This window comes from Escherichia sp. E10V5 (assembly GCF_004212315.1).
GTDB lineage: Bacteria > Pseudomonadota > Gammaproteobacteria > Enterobacterales > Enterobacteriaceae > Escherichia.
On sequence record NZ_RHJM01000040.1, the window covers coordinates 1 to 24850 of the forward strand.

The following is a 24850-nucleotide window of genomic DNA, read 5'->3' on the forward strand; positions in this document are numbered from 1 at the left end:
TTATATCAGGACTAGTCAATGTGACCCGTCCTGGCGGGGTGAGAAGCCCGGACCCGGGTTCGACAACTGCGGCAGCCAGTTGGACAGACCGCGAACGCAGTGAGTGGGCTGCCCGCAGGGCGAGCGAAGCGAGTCAATCCCCGCCTCACCGCCATATTTTAAGAAGAGCTCGTACGAAAGTACGGGCTTTTTTTTCGCATTAATGCGCCTTAAATAAAAAACACGTACTTCCTCTTCGAAAGTACGTGAAAATCAGTGGCTGATTACTATACCCACTAGTCGTAGGATACGGCAAATATGGCTTTGCTTTGGACTTCTCCAGGCTGTAGTGCTTCCTCCTTCACGCGGACATATTTCGCGGTAATCGGGAAGGTGTACTGATTCTCAATGGCCGCCATTTTAGTTAGTTTATTCATCAGAGTATCGCCCATCTTTAACGGTGTCGTTGCGTTGCCATTATAAATCTGGAACCCAACCCCTTTAGCACCATTAAGCGATGTGTTTTTCAGAATGGTTCCACTATCATCCCATTCACCGCGCGCAACTTTAAAAGTCACTGGATTAGTCGTGACGTTATAAACACTGTCACAATTTAAAACCAGATCTATAGAACCTGACTTTGTGTTATTGGCAGATTGCATCTCACTTATCGTTGTTTCTGGCATTCTTATTTCGTAAGTCGGTTGCGAAAAACTACAGGTTGTAGGTTTATGTTTTGTTATATTAACATTTAAATTCTGTTGATAAGCAGCATCTGTTGGTAACCTATTGCTCACCAAACATATAAAATAAAAGAGAATGTTTCGATAGCAAAAATTAGTTGCTGAATCATTTTCAAATGGAAAGACAACCGCAGGAGCATTCAAGATGAATGAATTAGAATATACTGTTTGAACATTTGCGTTACTTTCAGGCGATTTTATATATGAAGCTGTTAATGCTATACTTTTATTATTAATAGTATCATTAACTGAATAAGTTTTCCTATCTCCCGTGTCAACAGGAAACCCATCTCCGACATCAAGATTAAACTTAATATAAATTGATTGGTTGCTATTTTGATTTTCTTTCATTTCTACAACATAATTATCTAATGTTTTAAGCGCATTTAACTTATCTTTAGTCGAATCACATGTAAATTCTCCCGTCAGATTAGGAGAAAATGTCATCGTTGCATTTCCTGTAGTTAAGTCTAAATTAACTCCCTGTATTGCAGTAGAATTTCCGTTGATAGTACATTTAGCCTGTCCCAAAAATGGCAAAGCCAGTAAAAACAAAAACCAATATTTCTTCATAAACAAATCCTTTAACGACAAATATAAACTTTATTCTCATCAATAACGTTATCAAAGGTAATAGTGCAGAATTGTTCCTGCTGTTTATTAACCGAGACGCGAATCGACGCGGGAACATCATTGGTGCGAATAAATATCCGACTTCCCTGTCCTACTAAGCCCACATTATTGCCACTTTCATCTTCAACCTCATAACCAAACGGCAACGGAGAGCCATCAGGACGTTCGGAGATGAAATACCAGGGCTTGCGTTTATCAGTCTCAAACTGCGTCATCACTACCGCACCACGATAAGGAACGGTGTTTTTACGGTTACCCAGTAGCGCCACATCGCTTTTACTGTCGGCAATATCCAACATCAACGTATTTTCACGATACGGCGTCAGGTTGTCATAAATAGCGTAGCCTCTGCTATCCGTGGTCAGGTAACGATATCCCTGCACCGCAGCCCCCTCCAGTCCCGGCGCTTTGACAATGGCAAACGTATCGGAAAGTCTGGGAGCCAATGCCACTCCGTCTGACCACGCGACTAAACCGCCTTGAATATTACCGCTAATCTGCTGATATCTTTTCGACTCGCTATAGCTACCACCAATAGTCGCCAATGGCGCACGCCAGGTCAGATTTCCACCTGCTGTTGTTTCGCTGCCCTGGTGTTGATGGCTTAAGTTAGCCCCGTAGCTGAACTGATCGCGGCTCCCCGCTACACCGCTGAGGCTGGTGTTATTCGACCGATAGCCGTCTTTATCAAAAGTGGTCGAGTTAGAAACAAATAAATCTCGTCGTTTTTCAGTGATTCCATCACCCCATGAGAAAGGAATTGAGAAATATAAGTTAATGCGTCTATCTTCGTGGTTATCTTCATCGTAGGTCTGGCTAACAGACAAGGTATAACTAAGGCGTTCCCAGGAGTTCGAATAGCTGAGTTGATAATCTTTCCCTGTCCCGCTACGTTCCCAATAATCCCGCCATTGACCGCTGACTGATAAATACCCCCACTTTTCCGGTAATGACTGGTTTATATTTACAGAAAAGCTGTTCTTACGACCAAAATCGTACTGATAATAGTCGTCGATATCATAAATTGAGTCATCTTCTCGATTATAGTTTTTCCTGTTATTTGCCCATACGTGATCGTTAAAAGTACGATAATCCCGAGAAGAATAACGCCAGGCCGCCAGCGAAAATTGCGTTCCACTCTGTGAGAGATATTTATTCCAGGCAATCTGATAACTTTGACCATTAAATACATCACCGTTATCTTGCTCACTGTGTGAATGGGTAAAATCAACCGATACAGCACCAATCGGTGTATTCCATCCCGTGCCGAGAACAAACGATGAGTAATTATCAGACAGCTGCGTGCCAGCATAGAGAGTCAGCAAATTATTAAGGCCATACTGATAGCTTCCCTGAATAAAATCTGACTGATCGCTAGCGCCCTCAATACGGCTACGTCCGGCAGCAAATTCATATTTCGAAACGCCCGGTTGCAACATATTTGGTACAGATGAATAAGGTACACGATAACGCGACACCGAACCGTCAGCTTCTTTAACGGTAACTTCCAGATCTGCACCACCACCAGCAAGTTGCAAATCATCAATGGCGAATGGACCTGGCGGAACCTCTTTCTGGTAAACCACAAAGCCATTTTGTTCGATAGTGACAAGCGCGTTACTTTGGGCAACACCTCGTACCACAGGAGTAAAATTCTGTTTAGAGTTCGGCAACATCTGCATATCGCGCCACAGGCGTACACCGCGAAAACGCACGGAGTCAAAAACATCAGAACCGGTATACATTTCACCAGCACGCAATGTGCCAAGAATTTGTGGAATTCCGCGCTCCAGATATAACGTGTTACTCTTCCATTTACCGCTGCTCTCGTCACTTTTCGTATAATTGGCATTTGAATGCAACTGCCAGCCCAGAAGATTCAAACCACTATTCAGATTTAAATAGCTACTTTTATTATCTCCTCCGTGCTTATAATTACTGTAATACTGACTGGCATAATAAGACGTATATAATGCGTTTATCCCGCGATCCCATGCCTCAGGCGGGACATATCCGCGTTCATACTCAATGACATAGGCCTGGGGTACACTTAACTTCAGGTTAAAATGCCCAATATCATAGTCGACGCTGCCGCCCTGTACCGCTTCCCGAAGTGGTACGCATTCTACGCTTTTATCGATATTAATTCCTTCAGTGAGGATACCTATTTGCTTTAACTGCTCCCAGGATAAACATGTTGCATCCGGATCATCTTTAATATCGACATTATAATGTCCGCGCCACTGATTATTCAGGTAAACATCCATATCATAGATACCGGGCATCGGCTTATCACTATCAATATGATAGTCAGAAATTTTTTCCCCATTTAATCCGCCAATCATAAAATGGGTGTCAAATGTTTCATCTTCCGCCCATGCAGGCGAAGTTGCCAACACCGACAGGATAGCCAGCGTAATAGAATTAAGTTTAGACATAATCAATCCCTGATCTATTTGACGGTTTTTACTTTTTCACTCAAATAGTTTCCATTATCATCAATAAGTGTAATTGTATATTGATTGATGGCTGAGGCTGTGGTTATAGTCTTATCTGACCAGGGGGCTAGTAACAACGTTTCCTTGTTTATTTTTGCATTCCCGGTCAACTCAGGAATAGTTATCCAGTTTGCGGAGTTGTTTTTGATATTAATACCGCCATTGGCATTTTTAATGCTCAGACGACGAAAACTTTTCTTATCCACGCCAGTAAGCCCCTCTGGACGGTAGATAAATTTAATACGGTTTTGCATGGCGAATTTTATGCCATTCTTATCTTCTAATTCGGGGCAATTAGGTGGGATGTCTAGCACATTAAGGAAGAACAGGCTTTCGCGATCTTTTGGTAGTGTATTCGCCAATTTTTTGATTTTGAGTTGTTGCCCTTCCCCCCCTTTTACGTGAGCGACCGGTGGCGTCAACACAAACGGAACATGAATTTTTTCTGGGGGTAGACTGGTATCGCCATCATCAATCCATGACTGAACCAGGGCGCTACGATTACCTTCATTCATTAACTGAACGGTAATCTCTTTTTTCTGTTCTGGATAAATAACACGAGTGCCGTAGATATAGACACCACCCCACGCAGGCGTGACCATGCCGGCCAGCAAGAAGGCTATTAATTTTTTCATTAAACAATCCTTGTTTGAGAAATCGGCGACCGAAGCCGCCGATAAACACGGTATTAATCTGTCACGACAGTCATTGTCAGAGCAGAGTTAACCGCACCAGCCTTCACTTCAGTACCTACTGCCGCGTATTTCGCCCTGAAATTCAACTCATATTCATTAGCGTCGTTTTTTACTAAATGAATATAGTCATCACCTTTAATCTGTTGAGATTGACCGTCCGCCCCCTCATAATAGACAGCAAAACCAGCACCATTTTCTTCTGCGGTGTTACGAGTAATACCACTATTGCCTACGTCAAATTGGTCCCTGGAGAAAGTAATTTTAGGTGGCTTTTCTCCTGTGCATTTAACTTTCAGTGGTAAAATTGTTGTGTTTGAATAACCTTCGTGAATATAGCCTGCCTCCTGACCGTTCAATTGATCAGCACCAATTTCGTTCATTGTAATTGTTGCAGTAGTTGCTTCTGTGAATTGACAAGTAGTTCCTGCAACTTTACCGGTAATAATCAACTCCCCCTGTTGATTCCCTTCTGCAAAAGCCCCTGCACTCATAAAAAGAGAAGATAATACTGCAACTGCAATAATTGAACGTTTCATAGTCTATTCCTTAACTAATTTATTCCAGGTGATTAAGAGTCTTTGTCCTCTCGGAAATGAATTTCGCAAATTACATTTGCTATCGCAATGTAAACAAGTTGTTTTCGTGATTCAAATCAAATTATAAAAAACACATAACCAGCAAAAAAATATCCACAAAAACATTTACCTTGTTTACTATTCGGCATTATTTGATGTCATTACAAGGTAGATTAATACGTATAATTAATTGCGGATTGCTTGTTTTAAATAAATATCCATATACTGATGAAAGTGTTGGGTATTGAATTCTTTATGCTATTTCCAGCCTGGAATAGGCTGGAAATAGACAAAAAGACCTGACGGTAAGGCCAGGTCTTTTATACATTACAACTAACCAATCAAAACCAGGGAATTGTAGCGGTTGCGCTTAATCCATAACTACTGAATACCCCTTTAACCGGTTCTGTACGCAAATCCCCGTGTCGGATAAACAATTTGAACTGTTGCTGACTCGACAAACTCTTCATATTAAGAAAAGGTAAGTCGGTCCGCTGTTCAGCTTGCATCGCCAGTCGCTCAATCGCCTGTTCTTCAGTAAGCCAGCCTTTTTTCACTGAACGCCTTAACAGACGCTGGGGGTTACTTTTAACCTGCACACGGCTTACTACTCGCCAGCCCTTTATTTCTGGAACGGGAGTGACAGGTGAACATTGGCAATAGTCCGTTAGTCCTTTACGCCACGCTGAGGCTTCAAGCGCCTGTAATGTCTGGGCGCTACCATGCAAGCGTAAACGCGCTCCTGGCATAACATTTACGTCAGGGAAACTTACGCCGATATCGCCTTGCCCTCTTGCACCTAATGCCCGATGCAGTTTGGCAAATAACGCCGCCATCAACATTTCGCTCGAAAATTCAGGATCTGGTAGAACGAGGATCTCAAGGTAGTGATCCATTGGCAGCTCCTTATTCCGATTTCTCACCAAAGACACCGCCGCGGATCAGCACAGCCATCACGTAGTGCTGCTGCTCAACGTCTGGTTTCATCCCTTTAGTCACCCAATTGTCCAGTAAGGTATAAAAATCGAGTTTTTCTTTCGGTTGGCGGCAAGCCACACCGCGACTGGTTACGGAACCGTAAGGTTCCACGGCGATAGCCCCCAATTCATCAACTTTTGGATGCCAGGTATCGATGGTACGTAAAGCATTGCCAATCTTCTGAGAGTGGATACCGGCAATACCAGCCACCTGGTATAACACGCGACTTTTGCTACTGTTGCTGTCGAGTACCAGCTCCTGCGACGGGAAAACTTCTTGCCCGGCGCCAAGACGGACCTGCGCTTCGACGGTAAGCATCACCCACTCTTTTCCGCTCAATCCTTGTTCAATCGTTGCCGCCAGTTTCGTGACACTACTCTGGCCCTGATCAAATTGACGTAAAGAGAAGTCATGGCTGTTAAAAGTCCATGATTTGTCGTTAGCGGTGACTTTCACCTGAATTTGCTCGGCACCGATACGGTTACGCCACAGAAAACGGCCATTTGCCAGATTCAGGGCATAGCGAAGCGCCAGTTCTTTAAAGCCATGTTCGCTGATATAACCTTCAATAACGTCAGAAAGCACCTCCTGATAGGCCATATCATTACATACTGAAGGTGAGGATAAATTACCCAGCACGCGCAGCGTAAACATCACTTTTAGCGTATCCGCATTAACCGGAAGCGCTGCCACATCTACCCGCTGCAAGTTGGCTTTTTGGATTTCTGCATTCAGCTTTAACGCATTACTGGAAATTGCATCTTTCAGGCGATTGGAGATGGTTCCGCGAACGGCTTTCTCCTGAATCTCAATAGGTTGCCATTCATTTCCTTGCCAGTTACCTGCGTACATCACCGCGTCAGAGGTTGCCAGTTTGCGCTCAAATGCCAGTACTGACGCCGTTTTTACTGCTACAGGGGCCTTTGCCATAATTATGTCCTTATTCTGTATCGTCATCTTCATTAATCGTAGGGTCATCAACGACTGGTATTGCCGAGCAATAGTAGCCAGTGTCCGTTGTACGGTAACGCCACATCAGCGGTTGCAAGCCAGTAATACGATGTAATCCGCGCCATTCGCCAATGCCATAAACTGCTTCGGCAAAGGCAAATGGTGTTGAGGTATCGCGCGCATTTTCAACTTCACCGGGTGCGTAAACAGGAGAAATGCGTTGGTAGCCACACATTAACGGTACCAGGAAACCAGGCATTGGCTTCGGCTGGTATACCCATTGTGCGCTGTTGTCTTCTGCCGGAGATTCGGCCTGATATTTAATCGCAGCAAAATCAAGCCAGGCATCAAGCAACGATATGTCGGGATGTTGTTGGTGATGTTCAGCCAGCCATTCACTGCGATCGTAAAGCGCATAGCCAGGCATTAAACGCCAGATGATTTTACGCAGTTGCTTTTCATCTTCAGGCGCATGAAAAAGCTGTGGTTCGCGCATGTCAACAATGCTGCCGCCCGCCAGTTTGTGGCTCTGGCAGAGCATTTTCAGATGGTCGCAAAGAGCTTTTCTGCCATATTCACCATTGGTAATTTCGCCATTACATTCAATCAGCAGAGAAACCGTCAGGTGCATACGGCCCTCTTCATTGAACGAGGCGGTTTTACCTTCTCTGGTTAATGGGTTACGGGTGAGAGCGAATTGAAAATCGCGCCCGGAGCTGTACGCCTGAATATGCTGTTCATGGCTTACTACCGCACAACCGTCAAAACTTACGCCAAATTCATCCACGACTTTTCGAGAAAGCGCATGGACATAACCGAGAAAATGGGTCATCGACGGGAATCCCCAGGTCAACCCGGAGACGGCGTTAGCGTTTTCGATGCGTACATGGGGTAACAAGAGCAGATAACTCATTTCAGCGCCTCCTGCAAAACGGCTTCCATTTCACGCATCCGTTGAGTAAACAGGGACTGACTGCGCCACTCCCTTTGCTCGACAGCACCGACATCGAAACGGGCTTTTTTCAGGCGATAGTTCAGCCAGCGCGCGAAATCATCGGCTACCGTCTCTTGCCAGTCGTTTTTCTCACGCTCCTGTTTGAAAGTCTCATCTGAGAGGCTTCGCCACGGGTCCAGCCAAAGTTGTTGGTGGCGAGGTAAGTCTGGTGATTGCGCGGACCATCCCTGCCATTTTTCTTGCTGAAATGAAGACGCCTGCATGAACAGCAGATCGATCAACTCGTCAATATATTTCGCCCGCGCAGTACGGATATGAACATTATTTGTGTCAACCTTCAGCAGGTAAGTCATCCGGGCTATGATGCCTGAAGCCGCCCGATTGAAATCGCCGCGTAGGGAAAAAATACTGCGCATGTTTTGTGGTGCGCGATCCAGCGTCTCCCAGGTAGGTGGCATTGACGGCAACAGCCAGACTCGGCCAACTCTGGCACTGTTTAGCAGCGAGATATTCTGTTGATTTCCACCTCCATAATGCATCTCTGCAAGATTCGGGAAACGAATATCTGGCTGTGAGTGCCATTTACCTGCTTTGTGCGCATCGCGAATAGCTTTTGATTCCTCGCTAAAGCGCACGGCGGTTAGCTTTTCATACATCACCTGTGCCAGCGAACTGGAAAACAGCGGGCAGAGCAGATGATAGCCATCATCGACAGGGAAATAGATTTGCTTCGAAAGTTTATGCGCTTTTATCCACTCCGAAGTGGATGCTTCACCAAAGCATTCAACCCATTGTTTTAATTGTTCAACATCCAACGCAAAGGCATTTAATGATTGATAATCGCCACGTTTTAAACTGGCGAGTAATGAATCACCGTTGACTTTCGTTAGCAGTAGTTTTGCAACATCAAAAAAGGCTGCGTTACCTTCAGCATCCTCTTTAATAATTGCCAGTGATGCTGTATTTAAATATCCCTCACTGACGAATTTCTCCAAATAACGCCCATATGCTTTGGAGTCACCATTACTATATTTTGCCCCGTGGGAGATTATCCTTATAGAACGAACACGCTTTGCCGCATCCGTTAACCAGTTACGTGGCAGGTAGCGTGCTTCGAGTTCCTGTCGCTCCAGAGCGATAACGCTGGCGTCCTCGCCCTGCTCCAGTCGCTTTGCTGCTTCTTTTTCAAAGGCTTCGATTTTGGGTTGCCTTCGCGAAGCGATGTAGTTAGTAATAAATTGTATTAGCGCCGTTTTTTCCATCTCGGCTCCTATCGTTAATCCATCAAATTGAAGTTGCTCCCTGACTTCACTGAAAAATCTCCGTAGCCCAACATGGCTTCAGTACAACGACGCATACAGCAAAAGGGGCAACGCCCGTGGTGATTAACATGAATTATCATCCTAGAGTTATCTTCGGTTTAATTTAACTACGCCACATGTAATCACCTGGCGTTATATTAACATAATTCACTATTTGCCACGCAATGATTTAATGGCTAACATTCACGCACTGCCATCGGCAGCTAAGAAATAGAGGTATCTCCGGATACGGACTTGTAAACTGCCGCACAGGCAGCCCGCGCCCCTTCACGGGGCGCGAAACCCCCCTAACCACGGGTGATAACGCCAGTCATCGACTGCATCTTCTTCACTGGCCGGTACTCTCACTTCAGCAAACATTTCTCCAACACGCTGTATTTCACAACCTTGCTTATCAGCTAAATTCAACAAAACGTGTCGGTAATCCATCACGCCCCAGCAAGCGACGCCGCTGGCGCATCTCACCTCTTCTCGCCTGAAATTCCCTTGCGCTTTACGCTCGTTGTCGCCCGTGCGGGAATAGAAACGCGCTTCGCTTTCTTCATCATCCATATGCAAAAAAAACACCGCCTCCGGCAAAGGGGAATAACGAAATGGCGTCTGGCGTTGCATCCAGCCGTTCCAGCTTAGCGGTGCACGCCACCATTGCGCCGCCACCACATGTTTGCTTTTACTGCTCATTAATTCGGCGGATAAACGACCATGCTCAAGCTCCGCCAGTTTGTTGTCATTATTGGCAGACAGGATCCGCGGCAAGGCGTTAATCGTCCGGTAGTCCGCGATCGGAATCAGCTCGCAAATATCGTGACTATTCAGCAAGTGTTCTTTTGTTTCGAAACCTGGTTTACAAAATGCGGGGGCTTTTTTCTGCAATGATTTGATATTGCTACGCAAAATAACCAGATTCTCACTGGTCGGCACATTTCTACGGTGGCGCTGAATACGTCCGGCAAATTGAATAATCGAACGCATGGAGCTTGGTTCAATAATTCCCCAGTCCGCATCCCAGTCACGCCCCACTTCTATAACCGATGTCCCCAACACCACAAAAAGATGGTGCGATTCCGGACTGTTATGTAAGGCATCTGCGATATCTTCGTTGCTCCAGAAATCGAGTTCGTTATGACGAGTAAAAGCGCGATCCAGCCGCTTCTCAATATCTGAACGCACCGCCAGCGGGTGTCGGGAATGGTAAACACAGTAATGAATGCAGACATCTTCTGGTGAAGGAATGGCAATCAGGGCTTTGGTCACCGCAACCAGTGGGTTGATATTCGCGAAACGCACCAGGCCAAGCGAAACGGTTTTACCGCTTTCGTGTCGCTGGCGATGCGCCTGATGCAACTTCAGCATTTGCGTATGCACCGTCTGGGCCACTCTTTCGGTAACGTCTTGTATCGCGCTTGATGCAGATGAAATTGAAGCTACACGCCCGAAATGCAGTCGCTCTTTTTCAGCCAGCATCACCGCTCGCCGTGCAACAAATTTGGCATGTGCATCACGAAACCCAGGCCCGTCGCAAATTTGCGTTGCATCAGCATCTTTTTCATCAAACCAGGCACAGCAGATATTGACGGGCCTGCCGTTGGTACCACAAGACGTCTGCCACATTTTACGCCCGGCGAGATAAGCCGCGAACAACGCCTGAATCAGCCCTGGAGGTAGCGTCGCCGAGGAGAGTAATACCCGCGTTCCTAGCATCCCGGCCCAGTTCATCAAACGACATACCGCATGAAGATCGGCAATATCAAAGTCATCAGGTTCGTCGAGCACTAAATCGCTGGTTAACAGGCGCAACATTGCCGGAAGCTGTTTCCCGCCACGCACACCCTCGGTCGCAGAAATAAGATGATCAATCGTCGCGACCAGAATCGGTGCGCTAACTAACTCCTTAAGTTTGCTGTCATCCTTCAACCATTTTTCCAGCGCCCCGGTATGCAGGCTGCCTTCGTACTTAACGAACTGTAGCTCCTCTATTGGCGACTCTTGCGAAGCACTTCCGTAATCATTGTCTATTTTTTCCTGCTGCCACAGTTGCTTAACTGCCGCCGAACCAATCAGTACCGCCAGCTCATCCTCACCCAGTCCAAGCCGGCTGCGCAGAGCATCGCCGGTTTGCAAAGTCAGCGTGCGCAATCCCAGCGCAACGGTAAATCGGCACCCTTCTCGCTCGTCGGCAAGTGCATACATAATGCGGGCGTTCGCAAAGGTTTTACCACAACCCGTCGAGGCCATATTGACGCCGAAAAATCCCTCTTCACGACTTCGTTCACGTAGCGCTCGCGCCACATCCCAGGCTTTATCTTGCCAGCGATATTTCACATCTGTGGCCCGCTGGCTAAAACCTTTATGTCGGGCAATTGCCGGAAGCGATGCCCGTGTGTGCATCAGTTGCCGCCCAAGCAGATACGCATGATGCGCGACGCCCACAAGATGTTCGTCTACCCGTTGTTTGAGCGTGCCGCTTTGGCGATCGCTATTTGCCCAGACGATATATTCCGGGTCCTGCCATTTTTGCTGCGCGTCATTAGATGAATAGTAGTGATCGGCAAGCATCAGGCAAAAACGCGCCATATGTAAGGGGAACAACTGTTCCATCTGCCCGTATGTCTTTAAACCGAGCGCGTTGCTTGCCCGGCGAGAAATCTGACGCGCTTTTTCCCGCCAGCTCGCGCTTTGAAGCGGCGTTCCTGATGGAAACTGCCAGACGTGCTCAAAATCCTGTTGCGTCCAGTCATTTTTGCGGTGGTTAACGGCATTCCAGTCAGCATTCAGTTGCTTCTCCAGCCAACTTTCACACCCTTTGCATGATTGTTCCGGCTGTGAAGAAAGATTCTCCGGCATTCGATGATGGGAAAGGATCAGCCAACCTACCGTCTTGGCTAGCGGTTGCAGCGAACTGAATGGACTATTTGAAAAATGAGGTGTGTCTTTTTGTAGACGTTCAAGAATCGCAACTTCATCATCTGCCGTTAATTCCCCGAGTTTCTCCAGCCACACATCGTCTGGCTGTTCACCAACAAACGCCTGGAAAAGCCGCAGTGAGATCCATTCATGCCGATAAGGTTGATAACTGCGTGCGCTCTTATGGGTCAGGCTTTGCTGAAAGCTGCGTCCTGCTTTACCAAAATCATGAAACAACCCGGCGATAGCCGCCAGCAGCGCAATGCTCTCCGCGCATTGCCAGCGATTTTCTTCCTTGTTCACCAGGCTGCTTTGGGTTGTTCGATTCGTGGGAACGCGCCCCTGAGCATTAAAACGACGAATATTACCCACAATCCACATCAACTCCATTTGCCCGTTCTTCTTCAGCCAGTGACATGCCACTGCGGTATTTCGCCTGGCTGTTTTGCTCAGTAAACGGCGGAGTGTATTAACGCCTTCCAGAGTAATCACCGTTTGCCATGCGGCATCACCTGTACGTTCAGCAAACTGATCAATAATACGGCAGCTTTCCACACGGGCGTTTTTTGTACAGCGCGAGATAATCAGAACATTCATTGATCAGCCTTAGCCAGTGCCTGGGCCGTATCTTGCAAAGAGGTGATCATGACATCCAGCGCATCCGCTTGTTGAAAGATATTGATGCAGCGTTGACGAAACTCCTGAGCATCTTCTCCCGCCATTGCGGCAATAAATGCTTGTGGCATAACCAGGGCATCTTTAATCAGATCGGCAAGGTCAAAAACGAGGCCACCGCGACGTGTTTTACCGTGCATTACTGCTAAACCGTGCGGGATCCCGGTTACCCACGCTGCCACTGCTGCCAGCCCATAAGCCAGATAATTACCCTGATCGAGGAAGCGGTTAGCCATATCAATCCCACCGCCCCGTTTTGCGCGAGTAAAGTCGCCATAGCCCACGGTTTGGCTCACCATTTTGTAGAGTGCTTTGGTCAATTTGGCCTCTACGAGCATAAGCTGCGCATGGTTTTCTGCCGCGTCTATTTCTTCACGAGTACGATTTAGTAGGGTCTGCAGTGCATTAGCATCAGGCTGAAAGGCGTGTTCACGCTGCATTTTCGCGCTGGTCCAGTGCTTATCGATATGTGTCAGGCGGATTAACTGAAAACGTTTCGCGGCGGCAAGTCGTTTATCTTCAGCAAACCAAAAAGAAACCCACTGCTGAAGATATTCAGTAGGACGATATTCGCTTTGCGGACTGAACCAGGAGACATCAACATCAACTTCATTTGCCGAATACAGCGGCGTGCCATCCGTACCACAAAAGCCCACCATCACCCCGGCATGGGCAAATTCACGCATCGCCGCCTGAGTAACGGATGTTCCCATCCCCAACATCAATGCCGTGGTATTCGCAATGGGGATATTCCAGTAGTACGACTCCTTACCTTCACTGGTAACATATTCCACTCGCCCACCATTCACCTGCACCCGGCATTTTTCCAGATAATAAATATTGGCGCGTTTAGAGTGGAGAATGGTTTTGAGGTCAGATGGAGTAAGATAATTGGAAGACATAAACACATCCTGTGATTATTTTTATTTGAAGGAGCTAGGATTAGTACAGCATTGATTTCTGTGCGAGAAATTGATTTCTATCGCAATTATCACAATTGTTATTACACGTTGCGGCTAATGGTTCGGAGTTGAGAGCGCCATAACGCAGCTAAATTTCTGCCATCATCGTATTTGTGAAACTGCCTGTACGGCAGTGAACGATGCATCTGACCCCGATTACATTGCTCAACATTTCTAAGCTGTCTGTGCGGCAGTGAACTGTTAGATCGGGGAATTTACCCAGCGTGATGCTTTCTAAGCTGCCTGTACGGCAGTGAACTATAGAGAGCGCCTACGAGGCTGGGGACCAGCTTTCTAAGCTGCCTGTACGGCAGTGAACTATTCGCGCTCATGTTATGAGGAGCGGCTTATTTTCTAAGCTGCCTGTACGGCAGTGAACGGTAACAACCCGGCTAAGTTTCAGGAAGTGGCTTTCTAAGCTGCCTGTACGGCAGTGAACTTATTCTCCATCCGTCGTCAGCATCAGATATCTTTCTAAGCTGCCTGTACGGCAGTGAACTCAAATACTACACGTTTAGCCCGTTGTTAATAAAGCAAAACCATCTCATTTTCCTGCTGCAACCCTTTTTTATTCTTACCTTTCAGCAGCATTAATTATCAACAACTTACCATCATCATCAAAAAAAGGGTCCGAACTTCCCCCACCCCATAAACAAAAAGTCCGTAACCCCTGACGAGATTACGGACTTCACCAACCTACTTAACAGTCTGATTAATGCGCGGCTTCCGGTTTATGCTTTTGTGCACTCTGGAACCCGTAGGTCAGCTCATTTTTCTCTTTATCCAGCGCGACTGTCACCTGGCCACCATCCACCAGCGAGCCAAACAGCAGTTCGTTAGCGAGCGGTTTTTTCAGGTTATCCTGAATCACACGAGCCATCGGACGTGCGCCCATCGCCCGGTCGTAACCTTTCTCAGCCAGCCAGTTACGCGCTTCCTGGCTCACTTCCAGAGAAACACCTTTCTGATCCAACTGAACCTGCAACTCGACGATAAACTTATCAACCACCTGGTGGATCACGTCTGTAGAGAGATGATCGAACCAAATAATGTTGTCAAGACGGTTACGGAACTCCGGCGTAAAGATCTTCTTGATCTCTTCCATCGCATCGGTGCTGTTATCCTGCTGGATAAGACCAATGGATTTGCGCTCGGTTTCACGCACCCCGGCGTTGGTGGTCATCACCAGTACCACGTTACGGAAATCGGCCTTGCGCCCGTTGTTATCGGTCAGCGTGCCGTTGTCCATCACCTGCAACAGAATGTTGAATACGTCCGGATGCGCTTTCTCGATTTCGTCCAGCAGCAGCACCGCGTGCGGATGCTTGATGACCGCATCGGTCAACAGACCGCCCTGATCAAAACCAACGTATCCTGGAGGCGCACCAATCAGGCGGCTGACAGTATGACGTTCCATATATTCGGACATATCAAAGCGCAGAAGCTCAATACCCAGTGCTTTGGAAAGCTGTACCGTCACCTCGGTTTTCCCGACCCCGGTTGGACCAGCAAACAGGAATGAACCAACAGGTTTATGTTCGTGACCTAAACCCGCACGCGCCATCTTGATGGCCTCGGTAAGCGCTTCAATGGCTTTATCCTGACCGAAGACCAGCATTTTCAGGCGATCGCCAAGATTTTTCAGCGTATCGCGGTCACTCTGAGAAACGCTCTTCTCAGGGATACGTGCAATACGGGCTACCACGGACTCGATATCCGCCACATTCACCGTTTTCTTGCGCTTGCTTACCGGCATCAAACGTGCGCGAGCGCCCGCTTCATCGATAACGTCAATCGCTTTGTCCGGCAGATGACGATCGTTAATGTATTTCACCGCCAGCTCCACCGCCGCACGCACCGCTTTCGCGGTATAACGCACATCGTGGTGCGCTTCGTACTTCGGTTTCAGGCCATTGATGATTTGCACAGTTTCTTCGATCGACGGTTCAGTAATATCGATTTTCTGGAAGCGACGCGCCAGAGCACGGTCTTTCTCGAAAATGTTGCTGAACTCCTGATAGGTCGTCGATCCAATCACGCGAATTTTACCGCTGGAGAGCAACGGTTTGATCAGGTTGGCTGCATCTACCTGCCCGCCAGACGCTGCGCCCGCTCCAATGATGGTATGGATCTCATCGATAAACAGGATGCTGTTAGTATCCTGTTCCAGCTGCTTGAGTAACGCTTTAAACCGTTTTTCAAAGTCGCCGCGATATTTGGTGCCTGCTAACAGGGAGCCGATATCGAGAGAGTAAATCGTACAGTCAGCCATGATTTCCGGCACATCGCCCTGAACAATTCGCCAGGCAAGACCTTCAGCAATCGCAGTTTTACCGACGCCAGACTCCCCAACCAGCAGCGGGTTGTTTTTACGGCGGCGGCAGAGAACCTGAATGGCGCGCTCCAGTTCCTTCTCACGACCAATCAGCGGGTCAATTCCGCCCACGCGTGCAAGCTGGTTCAGATTAGTCGTGAAATTCTCCATACGGTCCTCCCCACCAGCTTGTTCTTCACTGCTCGGCTGGTTTCCTGGTTCAGAAGACTGAGATGGCTCGTCTTTACGCGTGCCATGAGAAATAAAGTTCACCACATCAAGACGGCTGACTTCATGTTTGCGCAACAGATACGCCGCCTGCGACTCCTGTTCACTAAAGATAGCGACCAGAACATTCGCACCGGTAACCTCACTGCGACCGGAGGACTGAACATGGAAGACCGCACGCTGCAATACACGCTGAAAACTCAAGGTCGGCTGCGTGTCGCGCTCCTCTTCACTGGCGGGCAGAACAGGTGTGGTTTGTTCAATAAAGGCTTCCAGTTCCTGACGGAGCGCAACCAGGTCCACGGAACACGCTTCCAGCGCCTCCCGGGCCGATGGGTTACTGAGCAATGCCAGTAACAAGTGCTCGACGGTCATAAACTCATGACGGTGCTCGCGCGCTCTGGCGAAAGCCATATTTAAACTGAGTTCCAGTTCTTGATTGAGCATAGGCACCTCCCCCAATTTTTATACCTGCATTCAGGCTTTTTCCAGCGTACACAGCAATGGATGCTCGTTCTCCCTTGCGTACTTGTTCACCATCGCCACTTTGGTTTCTGCAACCTCAGCGGTAAAGACTCCGCAAATGGCCTTCCCCTGGTAGTGAACAGCAAGCATCAATTGCGTTGCACGTTCTACATCATAAGAAAAGAATTTTTGTAACACGTCAATAACAAACTCCATTGGAGTGTAATCATCATTGACTAATATCACTTTATACATAGATGGCGGTTTTAGCGCGTCGCGAACTTTTTCTTCCGCCAGTTGATCAAAGTCCAGCCAGTCGTTCGTTTTACCCATTGTCAGTTATCATCTTCGGTTACGGTTACCGGCAGAACGCTCTGCCGCTGACAAGAGCGTATTTGCCTGACCAATCTACTCCACATGATAGATAATTATCATCTATCGTTGGTATAAGCGACATCAGTGACATTACTGTCAATAGCGTTAACTGCTTCAAATTTTTGATGCATACCTACCCCCTGGCCCCTGTCAAACGCTTGACGACTCGCCCCATTTCTCTAAATTGTATTTCAAGAGTTGGCGAGGTTTTGAACTGCCCCCTCTCTGACCCCGGTTTATTCCATCTTACTTATATAAGATTTGCGAAGGATGTCGAAGCATGGAAAAGGGTACTGTTAAGTGGTTCAACAACGCCAAAGGGTTCGGTTTCATCTGCCCTGAAGGCGGTGGCGAAGATATTTTCGCTCATTATTCCACCATCCAGATGGATGGTTACAGAACGCTAAAAGCTGGACAACCTGTTCAGTTTGATGTCCACCAAGGGCCAAAAGGCAATCACGCCAGTGTTATTGTGCCCGTCGAAGTAGAAGTAGCAGTCGCATAGCTCTTCTGTCTCATTGTGTACATCCTAAAGGCAAAATGCCAGCCCGATCGGCTGGCATTTTTATCTCAAAAATCACTCTCGCGCCAAAGCATCCACTGGATCCAGCCGTGCCGCATTTCGTGCAGGTAGCCAGCCAAATAAAATGCCCGTAACGGTTGAGCATAAAAACGCCAGCAGCAACGCCAGTGGAGAAAAACCTATCTCCCAGCCGGGTAAAAAAAGCTGTAGGGTGAAGGCAATTAACAGCGACAGCATTATCCCCATCGCGCCGCCCACCAGGCAAACCAGCACGGCTTCAATCAGAAATTGTTGCAGAACATCGCTGGCACGCGCGCCAACAGCCATGCGAATACCAATTTCCCGCGTCCGCTCCGTTACTGACACCAGCATAATATTCATAACGCCAATGCCGCCTACCACCAGCGAAATCACCGCCACCAGCGTCAGAAACAGTTGTAAAGTACGTGTGGTTTTTTCGACTGTTTTCAAGACGCCGTCCATGTTCCAGGTAAAGAAGTCTTTTTTGCCATGGCGCAGCGACAACAAACGGGTGAGTTGTTGTTCCGCTTCGGTGCTGTCATAGCCTTCTTTTACTCTTACAGTGATGGAGTTCAGCCACGACTGGCCCATAACCCGCCCGGACATGGTGCTGTAAGGTAACCAGACGCGCAGCACTTTACTGCTACCAAACATCGACTGTTTTTCTTCCGCCACACCGATGACTCTCGCAGGCATATTACCAACCAGAATGACCTCACCAATCACATCGGCCTTATGCGGGAAAAGCTGGCGACGGGTGTTACTGTCGAGAACCACCACCTGTGCGCGGCCGTTCAGTTGCTCCTGGTTAAAGGTATTCCCTTCGCTGAAGGTCATGCCGTAGACATTGAAATAATCGCCGCTCACACCGTTGGCGCTGGCGGCAACATCAACATTGTTATAACGCAGGCGCAGGTTTTGCGAGACAGCGGGCGTGGCAGAGGCGACCCACGGTTGTTTTTGGATGGCGATTAAGTCGTCGTACTTTAGCGCCTGCTGATATTGCGGATCGTCATCGCCAAAATCTTTCCCGGGATAGACATCAATAGTATTCGTACCAATAGAACGAATATCCGCCAGCACCATTTGTTTGGCGGCGTCGCCCACCACGACGATAGAAACCACCGACGCAATACCAATAATAATCCCCAGCATGGTCAGTAAGGTGCGCATTTTATTCGCTGCCAGCGCCCGCCACGCCATCGTCAGCGCCTCATTAAAACCACTGACGAATTGCCGCCAGCCAGACGCCGTTTTGACTATCGATTCCGTCCCCGTGGCGGCATTCACCTTTTCAATGGCGGGAGGATTACGCACAATTTCGCCGTCACGAATTTCGATTACCCGCTCCGCCTGAGCCGCAACCTGTGGATCGTGGGTAACGATAATCACCGTGTGCCCGCGATCGCGCAGCTGATGCAATATCGCCATCACCTCTTCGCCAGAATGGCTGTCCAGTGCGCCGGTAGGTTCATCGGCGAGGATCACCTGCCCACCGTTCATTAACGCACGAGCAATACTGACACGCTGCTGCTGGCCACCGGAAAGCTGGGCTGGAAAATACTCTGTACGGTCTTCCAGCCCCAGTCGTTGCAGCAACTCCTGAGCGCGCAGCAATCGCTGTTTACGCTCAAGTCCGGCATAAACGGCGGGTACTTCAACGTTCTGCTCGGCGGTTAAGTGCGAAAGCAAATGGTAACGCTGGAAAATAAAGCCGAAATGCTCGCGACGAAGCTGCGCCAGCGCATCGGCGTCCAGCGTGGCAACATCCTGGCCGGCAACGCGATAGGTTCCACTGGTCGCTTTATCCAGGCAGCCGAGAATATTCATCAGGGTCGATTTACCGGAGCCCGAAGCACCGACAATTGCCACCATCTCACCCGCATAAATATCCAGGCTGATGCCCTTTAGCACCTCAACCTGCTCGTCTCCAGCAGGATAGCTACGGCGAATATCCTTTAGTTCGAGCAAGGGCGTCATTGTTCAGCTCCTGGTTTGGCCTCACCAATCACCACTTCATCGCCCGCTTCCAGCCCTTTGACAATCTCAACATCGGTGTCATTGCGCGCGCCAATCGTCACTTCGCGCTCGCGTATTTCGCCATTACGCAGCAGTTTGATTTTATAACGGTTATCACCAACCGAATCCCCCAGTGCCGACAACGGAATGGTGAGTACGTTTTTCACATCAGTGAGTTGAATGTGGACTTGCGCAGTCATATCCAGGCGCAGTAAACCATTGGGGTTTGGCACTTCAAAACGGGCGTAGTAGAAAATGGCGTCGTTGACCTTTTCTGGCGTCGGCAGCACATCTTTAATCTGCCCCTCGTAGCGCGTCAGCGGATCGCCAAGCACGGTGAACCAGGCTTTTTGACCGGGTTTCAGGTGAATGACATCTGCTTCCGACACCTGCGCTTTCACCAGCATGGTACTCATATCTGCCAGCGTCAGAATGTTTGGCGCTTGTTGTGCGGCAATTACCGTCTGCCCTTGCAGAGTGGTGATTTGCGTAACTTCACCTGCCATCGGGGCAACGATGCGGGTGTAATCGAGATTCGTTTTCGCCGTGTCGAGTGACGCCTGATTCCGTTTGATTTGCGCGTCGATAGTGCCTATTTGCGCCTGTTTAACTGCCATCTCCGTCGCTGCGGTGTCGAGATCCTGTTGCGAAACCGCCTGCGTTTGCGCCAGTCGTTGCTGGCGTGAGTATGTCACCCGTGCCAGTTTCAGTTCTGCTTCTGCCTGTTGCCTTTGCGCACGCAGCTCCATCAGTGTCGCTTCCACTTCCTTGATCTGGTTTTCAGCCTGTTCAGGATCAATAACCCCTAAAAGCTGGTCTTTTTTTACTTTATCGCCAATCGCCACCGACAGCGTTTTCAACTGACCGCTGACCTGCGCGCCCACGTCAACCTTACGCAGCGCGTCCAGCTTTCCGGTCGCCAGCACGCTTTGCTGCAAATCACCGGGGCGGACAATCAATGTCTGATAAGTCGGCACGGGCGCGTTGAGTGTTCTCCACAACGCAATCAGCGCAGCGATGACTATCACCAGCGCAATAGCGTAACGCTTCTTAAGGTTTTTTCGCTTTTTCATAAATACTCTGAATGCTCCATATGCGCGCACGGGGCTGCCAACTTCAACGAAACATCAACAAAAATCTAAAATTTACGTTAGTAATTATACGATTGATGTTTGGTTAAGATGCCCGATGGTGAAATCGGTGTTACGTATAATCATTGATTTTATGAATATGTCTCAGATCACTGAACGAGCATTTACACCATCTGAATCTCTTAGCAGCATGTCTCTTTTCCTTAATCTGGCAGGGGGTCAGTGGCGGCCGGGTAAATTCTGGCATCGCCGTCGGTTTCGCCAGAAATTTTTGCTGCGCTCTTTGATTATGCCGCGTTTAAGCGTTGAGTGGATGAACGAACTCTCCCACTGGCCTAATCTCAGAACGCTGTTAACGCGTCAGCCGCGCCTGCCGGTTCGCCTGCATCGCCCTTACCTTGCCGTGAATATGACCCGTAAGCAATTGCTGGAGGCGTTACGTTACCATTATGCGTTGCTGCGCGCGTGCATGTCGGCGGAAGAGTTCAGCTTATATTTGAACACCCCGGGACTGCAACTTGCGAAGCTGGAAGGAAAAAACGGCGAGCAGTTCACGCTTGAACTGACCATGATGATCTCAATGGATAAGGAAGGTGACAGCACAATTCTGTTCCGCAACAGCGAAGGTATTCCTCTGGCGGAGATCACATTTACACTGTGTGAGTATCAGGGGAAAAGGACGTTATTTATAGGCGGGCTGCAAGGTGCGAAATGGGAAATTCCACACCAACAGATCCAGAATGCGACGAAAGCCTGCCACGGGCTATTTCCCAAACGACTCGTGATGGAAGCGGTCTGCCTCTTCGCTCAACGCTTACAGGTCGAACAAATTATTGCTGTCAGCAATGAAACACATATTTACCGCAGCCTGCGTTATCGCGATAAGGAAGGAAAAATCCATGCTGACTATAACGCGTTCTGGGAATCGGTCGGTGGCGAATGCGACGCTGAACGCCATTACCGCCTTCCAGGTCAGATAGCACGAAAAGAGATTGTGGATATCGCCAGTAAAAAACGGGCTGAATACCGTCGACGCTACGAGATGCTTGACGCTATTCAGCCGCAGATGGCAAGGATGTTTTGCGGTTAATCAGCCCGACCGCGCGCCAGCCACAGCACGCGTGAGAACATTTTTTTCAGCAGCGTCGGTACGGAGTCCACACCACGACGTCCGGCCTCCATTGCCACTTCAATGGCAAGGTCGGGCTTGGAAGAGCGATGGATCGCTTTTGAAATAATTTTGCGCAAATTCATCGGCACGTTTTCCGGGATCTGCGCCACGCGATGGAACACGTCGGAAAACCCCTGGCGATACATAAAATGTTCCATATCCAGCGCCGGTAACGTTGTCAAATGTTCACGTTCAGCTTCGCGATCGTTATTCAGCAGGCTGCGCACCGTTGCGGCATATTTCTTCCCGGCTTCATCGCCATCGACCAGCACATGCCACTCAATCCCCATCCGCCGGGCAAATTTCACCAGTGGTTTTAGCCCAGACTGAGCAAACTCAATGACCTTAATCCCTTCGGCATCGAAATGGTGTCCACACTGGCGCGCCAGTTCGTTGATAACCCAGGTTTCTGTTTCCCCTTCCACCAGCAACCAGCAGCGAGCAAACAGCGATGACGGACGATTAAAACGAATGTGAAAAGAGATGCGGCGGCTGTCTTCGGTGCTCAAGCCACTTGGCCCCAGACGCCAGGCGGCAACACGAGAAGATTCACGCACCAGGCGGCAAACATGTTCCACTGGAGTTAACGAAAGCAGCTCGCCAGAGTTGGTGGTAGCAATACGTTGTAAAGGCAAAAGATTCAACAGATGCCAGGCAACGGAAAGCATAATCGGATGCAGGCGGGTTTCTGGATCTTCAATTAGCAATAACGGACGCGCGTCTTTATCCAGTCGCAATGACCCTTTTGCCTGCAATAAAGTGGCAAACAGACCGAGTAAAATGACCCGATACGAACGCCCCCCTGGTCTGTCAATCATCCGGTTGATGATATCGAGGTAACGCCAGCTCCGTTGCTCATTGCTGGCTCGCCGACGCATTAAGCGATATCTCGCCTGCCCGGCCCCTTGCTCCGAGAAATAATGCTCAAGCAGTTGCACCATTGCCGAAAGCCCCTGGCGAATCTGCCCATCGGAGAGATTTTGCGGGTGTGAGGATAACTCGCGGGCGAGAAAATCCAACTGGCGCGCGGTGACTTCCACATTGGGTACATTTGGTACAGTTCCATTGCGAATGCGGCGCATAAAACGGGCGTCGCGCAAACGCAGAACCGGCATTAAACGCACCACATGACGCGCCTGATCGTTAATATCTTCGACATCAATCGGATGACCGTCTTTATCAAGAAAGCTGCGTAACGTCATCACGCTACCGTCTTCCGCACTTTCCCCTTCCAGGCGATAAAAAATGCGGTGATAACCATCGGTGCATGGCGTCCAGCACGCTTCCAGCGGACGATAACGGCGCACCCGATGCCGTCCTGGCTGCAACTCACGAAAGGTCAGGATGATATGCAAATGATGTTCTCGCCCGTTGATATCCCCCGGCGGAAACCAAAAATCGTCGCGCTCAAAATGGTAGAGATCTGACTCTGGCGATAACAGCAGGGTTAAGGCGTCCAGTAAACTGGATTTACCCCACGCGTTCTCCCCAATCAGGACGTTGTTTTGTTCCAGCATCAATGACAATCGATTAATGCCGCGAAAGCCCACAATTTCAACGCGCTCAAGAATCATATCCCCTCCAGAAATATGTAACTTATCCTTTACCCCAGCAGTATAACGAGAAAGGCAGTAGCAATACGTGATGACATCACAATTAAGCATGGCAAATGTCTGAAAAATGAGCGAATAATTGTGTCAGATGCCTTCTCGCTGATTTCTCCCGAAAAAACAATGAAATCAAATAATTAACCTTGTGGATTATTTTTATTACCCCCAAAGGTTTAATTTCGTGGTTTGCACTACACTGTCAATCAGGCAAATGACTATATGAGGGAACTGACTATTGCCCTAAATCAAAATTACTGGATTTATTTATCTGGCGAATAGCTCGTCTTCGTTTTTAAAATACCCACGCATTATTTCTGTCGTCACTTTTTTACGACGACCCGATAAAACGACCATATTTTTCACAGGGTCAATTTTTAATTGAGGTGGATATGTTCAGAAAATTAGCAGCAGAATGTTTTGGCACTTTCTGGCTTGTATTTGGTGGCTGCGGTAGCGCAGTGCTTGCAGCAGCATTCCCGGAATTAGGTATTGGCTTTGCCGGTGTTGCACTGGCGTTTGGTCTGACCGTGCTGACCATGGCCTTCGCTGTCGGTCATATTTCTGGTGGTCATTTTAACCCGGCGGTCACTATTGGTTTATGGGCTGGTGGCCGTTTCCCGGCAAAAGAAGTCGTTGGTTACGTGGTAGCCCAGGTTATCGGCGGTATTGTTGCGGCGGCACTGCTGTATTTAATCGCCAGCGGTAAAGCTGGGTTTGACGCAGCGGCCAGCGGCTTTGCTTCTAACGGTTATGGTGAGCATTCACCGGGCGGCTATTCCATGCTTTCTGCGCTGGTGGTTGAACTGGTATTGAGTGCCGGTTTCTTGCTGGTGATCCACGGTGCAACCGACAAATACGCGCCGGCAGGCTTTGCGCCGATCGCGATTGGTCTGGCGTTAACCTTGATTCACTTAATCAGTATTCCGGTGACTAACACTTCCGTTAACCCGGCGCGCAGCACCGCAGTTGCCATCTTCCAGGGCGGCTGGGCGTTAGAACAGCTGTGGTTCTTCTGGGTAGTGCCAATTGTCGGCGGTATTATTGGTGGTCTGATTTACCGGACCCTGCTGGAAAAACGCGATTAATTAGCATTGGCATTTTATCTGCCCTGATTGTTTTATCACCGACGTTACAAACCGCACGGGTGTTGGTGGCGTCAAAAT

Annotated in this window: 19 protein-coding genes and 1 CRISPR repeat array; of the genes, 3 read left to right on the top strand and 16 right to left on the bottom strand. The window is 48.6% G+C overall.

What is annotated here, in order from left to right:
• Positions 1–275: 275 nt before the first annotated feature.
• From D9738_RS22705 to D9738_RS25310, 13 genes are all read right to left on the bottom strand, one after another.
• A complete protein-coding gene (locus D9738_RS22705) occupies positions 276–1295 on the bottom strand; it encodes a fimbrial protein (protein WP_130261256.1) in 1020 nt (339 codons plus the stop codon).
• An 11-nt stretch (positions 1296–1306) separates the two neighbouring features.
• A complete protein-coding gene (locus D9738_RS22710) occupies positions 1307–3793 on the bottom strand; it encodes a fimbrial biogenesis outer membrane usher protein (RefSeq protein ID WP_130261257.1) in 2487 nt (828 codons plus the stop codon).
• Between the two features lie 14 nt (positions 3794–3807).
• On the bottom strand, positions 3808–4488 hold the full coding sequence (locus tag D9738_RS22715) for a fimbrial assembly chaperone (protein ID WP_130261258.1): 681 nt from the start codon (positions 4486–4488) through the stop codon (positions 3808–3810).
• Between the two features lie 53 nt (positions 4489–4541).
• Positions 4542–5084 (bottom strand): fimbrial protein YehD, encoded by a 543-nt coding sequence (gene yehD / locus D9738_RS22720; protein ID WP_130261259.1) that lies wholly within the window; start codon positions 5082–5084, stop codon positions 4542–4544.
• Positions 5085–5464: 380 nt separating this feature from the next.
• Complete coding sequence (gene cas6f, locus D9738_RS22725) at positions 5465–6019, bottom strand: type I-F CRISPR-associated endoribonuclease Cas6/Csy4 (RefSeq protein ID WP_130261260.1); 555 nt, start codon at positions 6017–6019, stop codon at positions 5465–5467.
• A 10-nt stretch (positions 6020–6029) separates the two neighbouring features.
• Positions 6030–7031 carry a type I-F CRISPR-associated protein Csy3 gene (gene csy3 / locus D9738_RS22730; protein ID WP_130205265.1) on the bottom strand — a complete coding sequence of 334 codons (1002 nt, stop codon included), beginning with the start codon at positions 7029–7031 and terminating at the stop codon, positions 6030–6032.
• Positions 7032–7041: 10 nt separating this feature from the next.
• Positions 7042–7965, bottom strand: coding sequence for a type I-F CRISPR-associated protein Csy2 (gene csy2 / locus D9738_RS22735; RefSeq protein ID WP_130205263.1), 924 nt, complete (start codon positions 7963–7965; stop codon positions 7042–7044).
• The gene (gene csy1 / locus D9738_RS22740; protein WP_130261261.1) at positions 7962–9269 is read right to left on the bottom strand and encodes a type I-F CRISPR-associated protein Csy1; all 1308 of its coding nucleotides are present in this window, start codon (positions 9267–9269) and stop codon (positions 7962–7964) included. Before csy1 ends, csy2 begins: the two co-directional genes overlap by 4 nt.
• A gap of 327 nt (positions 9270–9596) precedes the next feature.
• The gene (gene cas3f, locus D9738_RS22750) at positions 9597–12830 is read right to left on the bottom strand and encodes a type I-F CRISPR-associated helicase Cas3f (protein WP_130261262.1); all 3234 of its coding nucleotides are present in this window, start codon (positions 12828–12830) and stop codon (positions 9597–9599) included.
• Positions 12827–13810 (bottom strand): type I-F CRISPR-associated endonuclease Cas1f, encoded by a 984-nt coding sequence (gene cas1f, locus D9738_RS22755; RefSeq protein ID WP_130261263.1) that lies wholly within the window; start codon positions 13808–13810, stop codon positions 12827–12829. The genes cas3f and cas1f overlap by 4 nt, the downstream gene beginning before the upstream one ends.
• 171 nt (positions 13811–13981) lie before the next feature.
• A CRISPR array of direct repeats spans positions 13982–14370; the repeat unit is 28 nt; unit sequence TTTCTAAGCTGCCTGTACGGCAGTGAAC.
• Positions 14371–14582: 212 nt separating this feature from the next.
• Positions 14583–16859 carry an ATP-dependent Clp protease ATP-binding subunit ClpA gene (clpA, locus tag D9738_RS22760; protein WP_130205255.1) on the bottom strand — a complete coding sequence of 759 codons (2277 nt, stop codon included), beginning with the start codon at positions 16857–16859 and terminating at the stop codon, positions 14583–14585.
• 30 nt (positions 16860–16889) lie between these two features.
• Positions 16890–17210, bottom strand: a complete 321-nt coding sequence (gene clpS, locus D9738_RS22765) for an ATP-dependent Clp protease adapter ClpS (RefSeq protein ID WP_000520781.1) — start codon at positions 17208–17210, stop codon at positions 16890–16892.
• A 98-nt stretch (positions 17211–17308) separates the two neighbouring features.
• On the bottom strand, positions 17309–17383 hold the full coding sequence (locus tag D9738_RS25310; RefSeq protein WP_214251107.1) for a hypothetical protein: 75 nt from the start codon (positions 17381–17383) through the stop codon (positions 17309–17311).
• 149 nt (positions 17384–17532) lie between these two features.
• On the opposite strand from D9738_RS25310, the gene cspD reads away from it, so the two are divergent.
• Complete coding sequence (gene cspD / locus D9738_RS22770; RefSeq protein WP_064530179.1) at positions 17533–17757, top strand: cold shock-like protein CspD; 225 nt, start codon at positions 17533–17535, stop codon at positions 17755–17757.
• A 72-nt stretch (positions 17758–17829) separates the two neighbouring features.
• Here cspD and macB read toward each other — a convergent pair whose 3' ends face one another.
• Positions 17830–19776 carry a macrolide ABC transporter ATP-binding protein/permease MacB gene (macB, locus tag D9738_RS22775; RefSeq protein WP_130261264.1) on the bottom strand — a complete coding sequence of 649 codons (1947 nt, stop codon included), beginning with the start codon at positions 19774–19776 and terminating at the stop codon, positions 17830–17832.
• A complete protein-coding gene (gene macA, locus D9738_RS22780) occupies positions 19773–20888 on the bottom strand; it encodes a macrolide transporter subunit MacA (protein ID WP_130205251.1) in 1116 nt (371 codons plus the stop codon). Before macA ends, macB begins: the two co-directional genes overlap by 4 nt.
• A gap of 151 nt (positions 20889–21039) precedes the next feature.
• Here macA and D9738_RS22785 point away from each other — a divergent pair, with 151 nt between their 5' ends.
• A complete protein-coding gene (locus D9738_RS22785) occupies positions 21040–21996 on the top strand; it encodes a VirK/YbjX family protein (RefSeq protein ID WP_130261265.1) in 957 nt (318 codons plus the stop codon).
• On the opposite strand, the gene D9738_RS22790 is transcribed toward D9738_RS22785, so the two are convergent.
• Positions 21993–23651, bottom strand: coding sequence for an ATP-dependent endonuclease (locus D9738_RS22790; RefSeq protein WP_130205249.1), 1659 nt, complete (start codon positions 23649–23651; stop codon positions 21993–21995). The two genes, D9738_RS22785 and D9738_RS22790, sit on opposite strands and share 4 nt — an antisense overlap.
• A gap of 425 nt (positions 23652–24076) precedes the next feature.
• On the opposite strand from D9738_RS22790, the gene aqpZ reads away from it, so the two are divergent.
• Positions 24077–24772, top strand: a complete 696-nt coding sequence (aqpZ, locus tag D9738_RS22795; RefSeq protein WP_130205247.1) for an aquaporin Z — start codon at positions 24077–24079, stop codon at positions 24770–24772.
• The last annotated feature ends 78 nt before the right edge of the window (positions 24773–24850 follow it).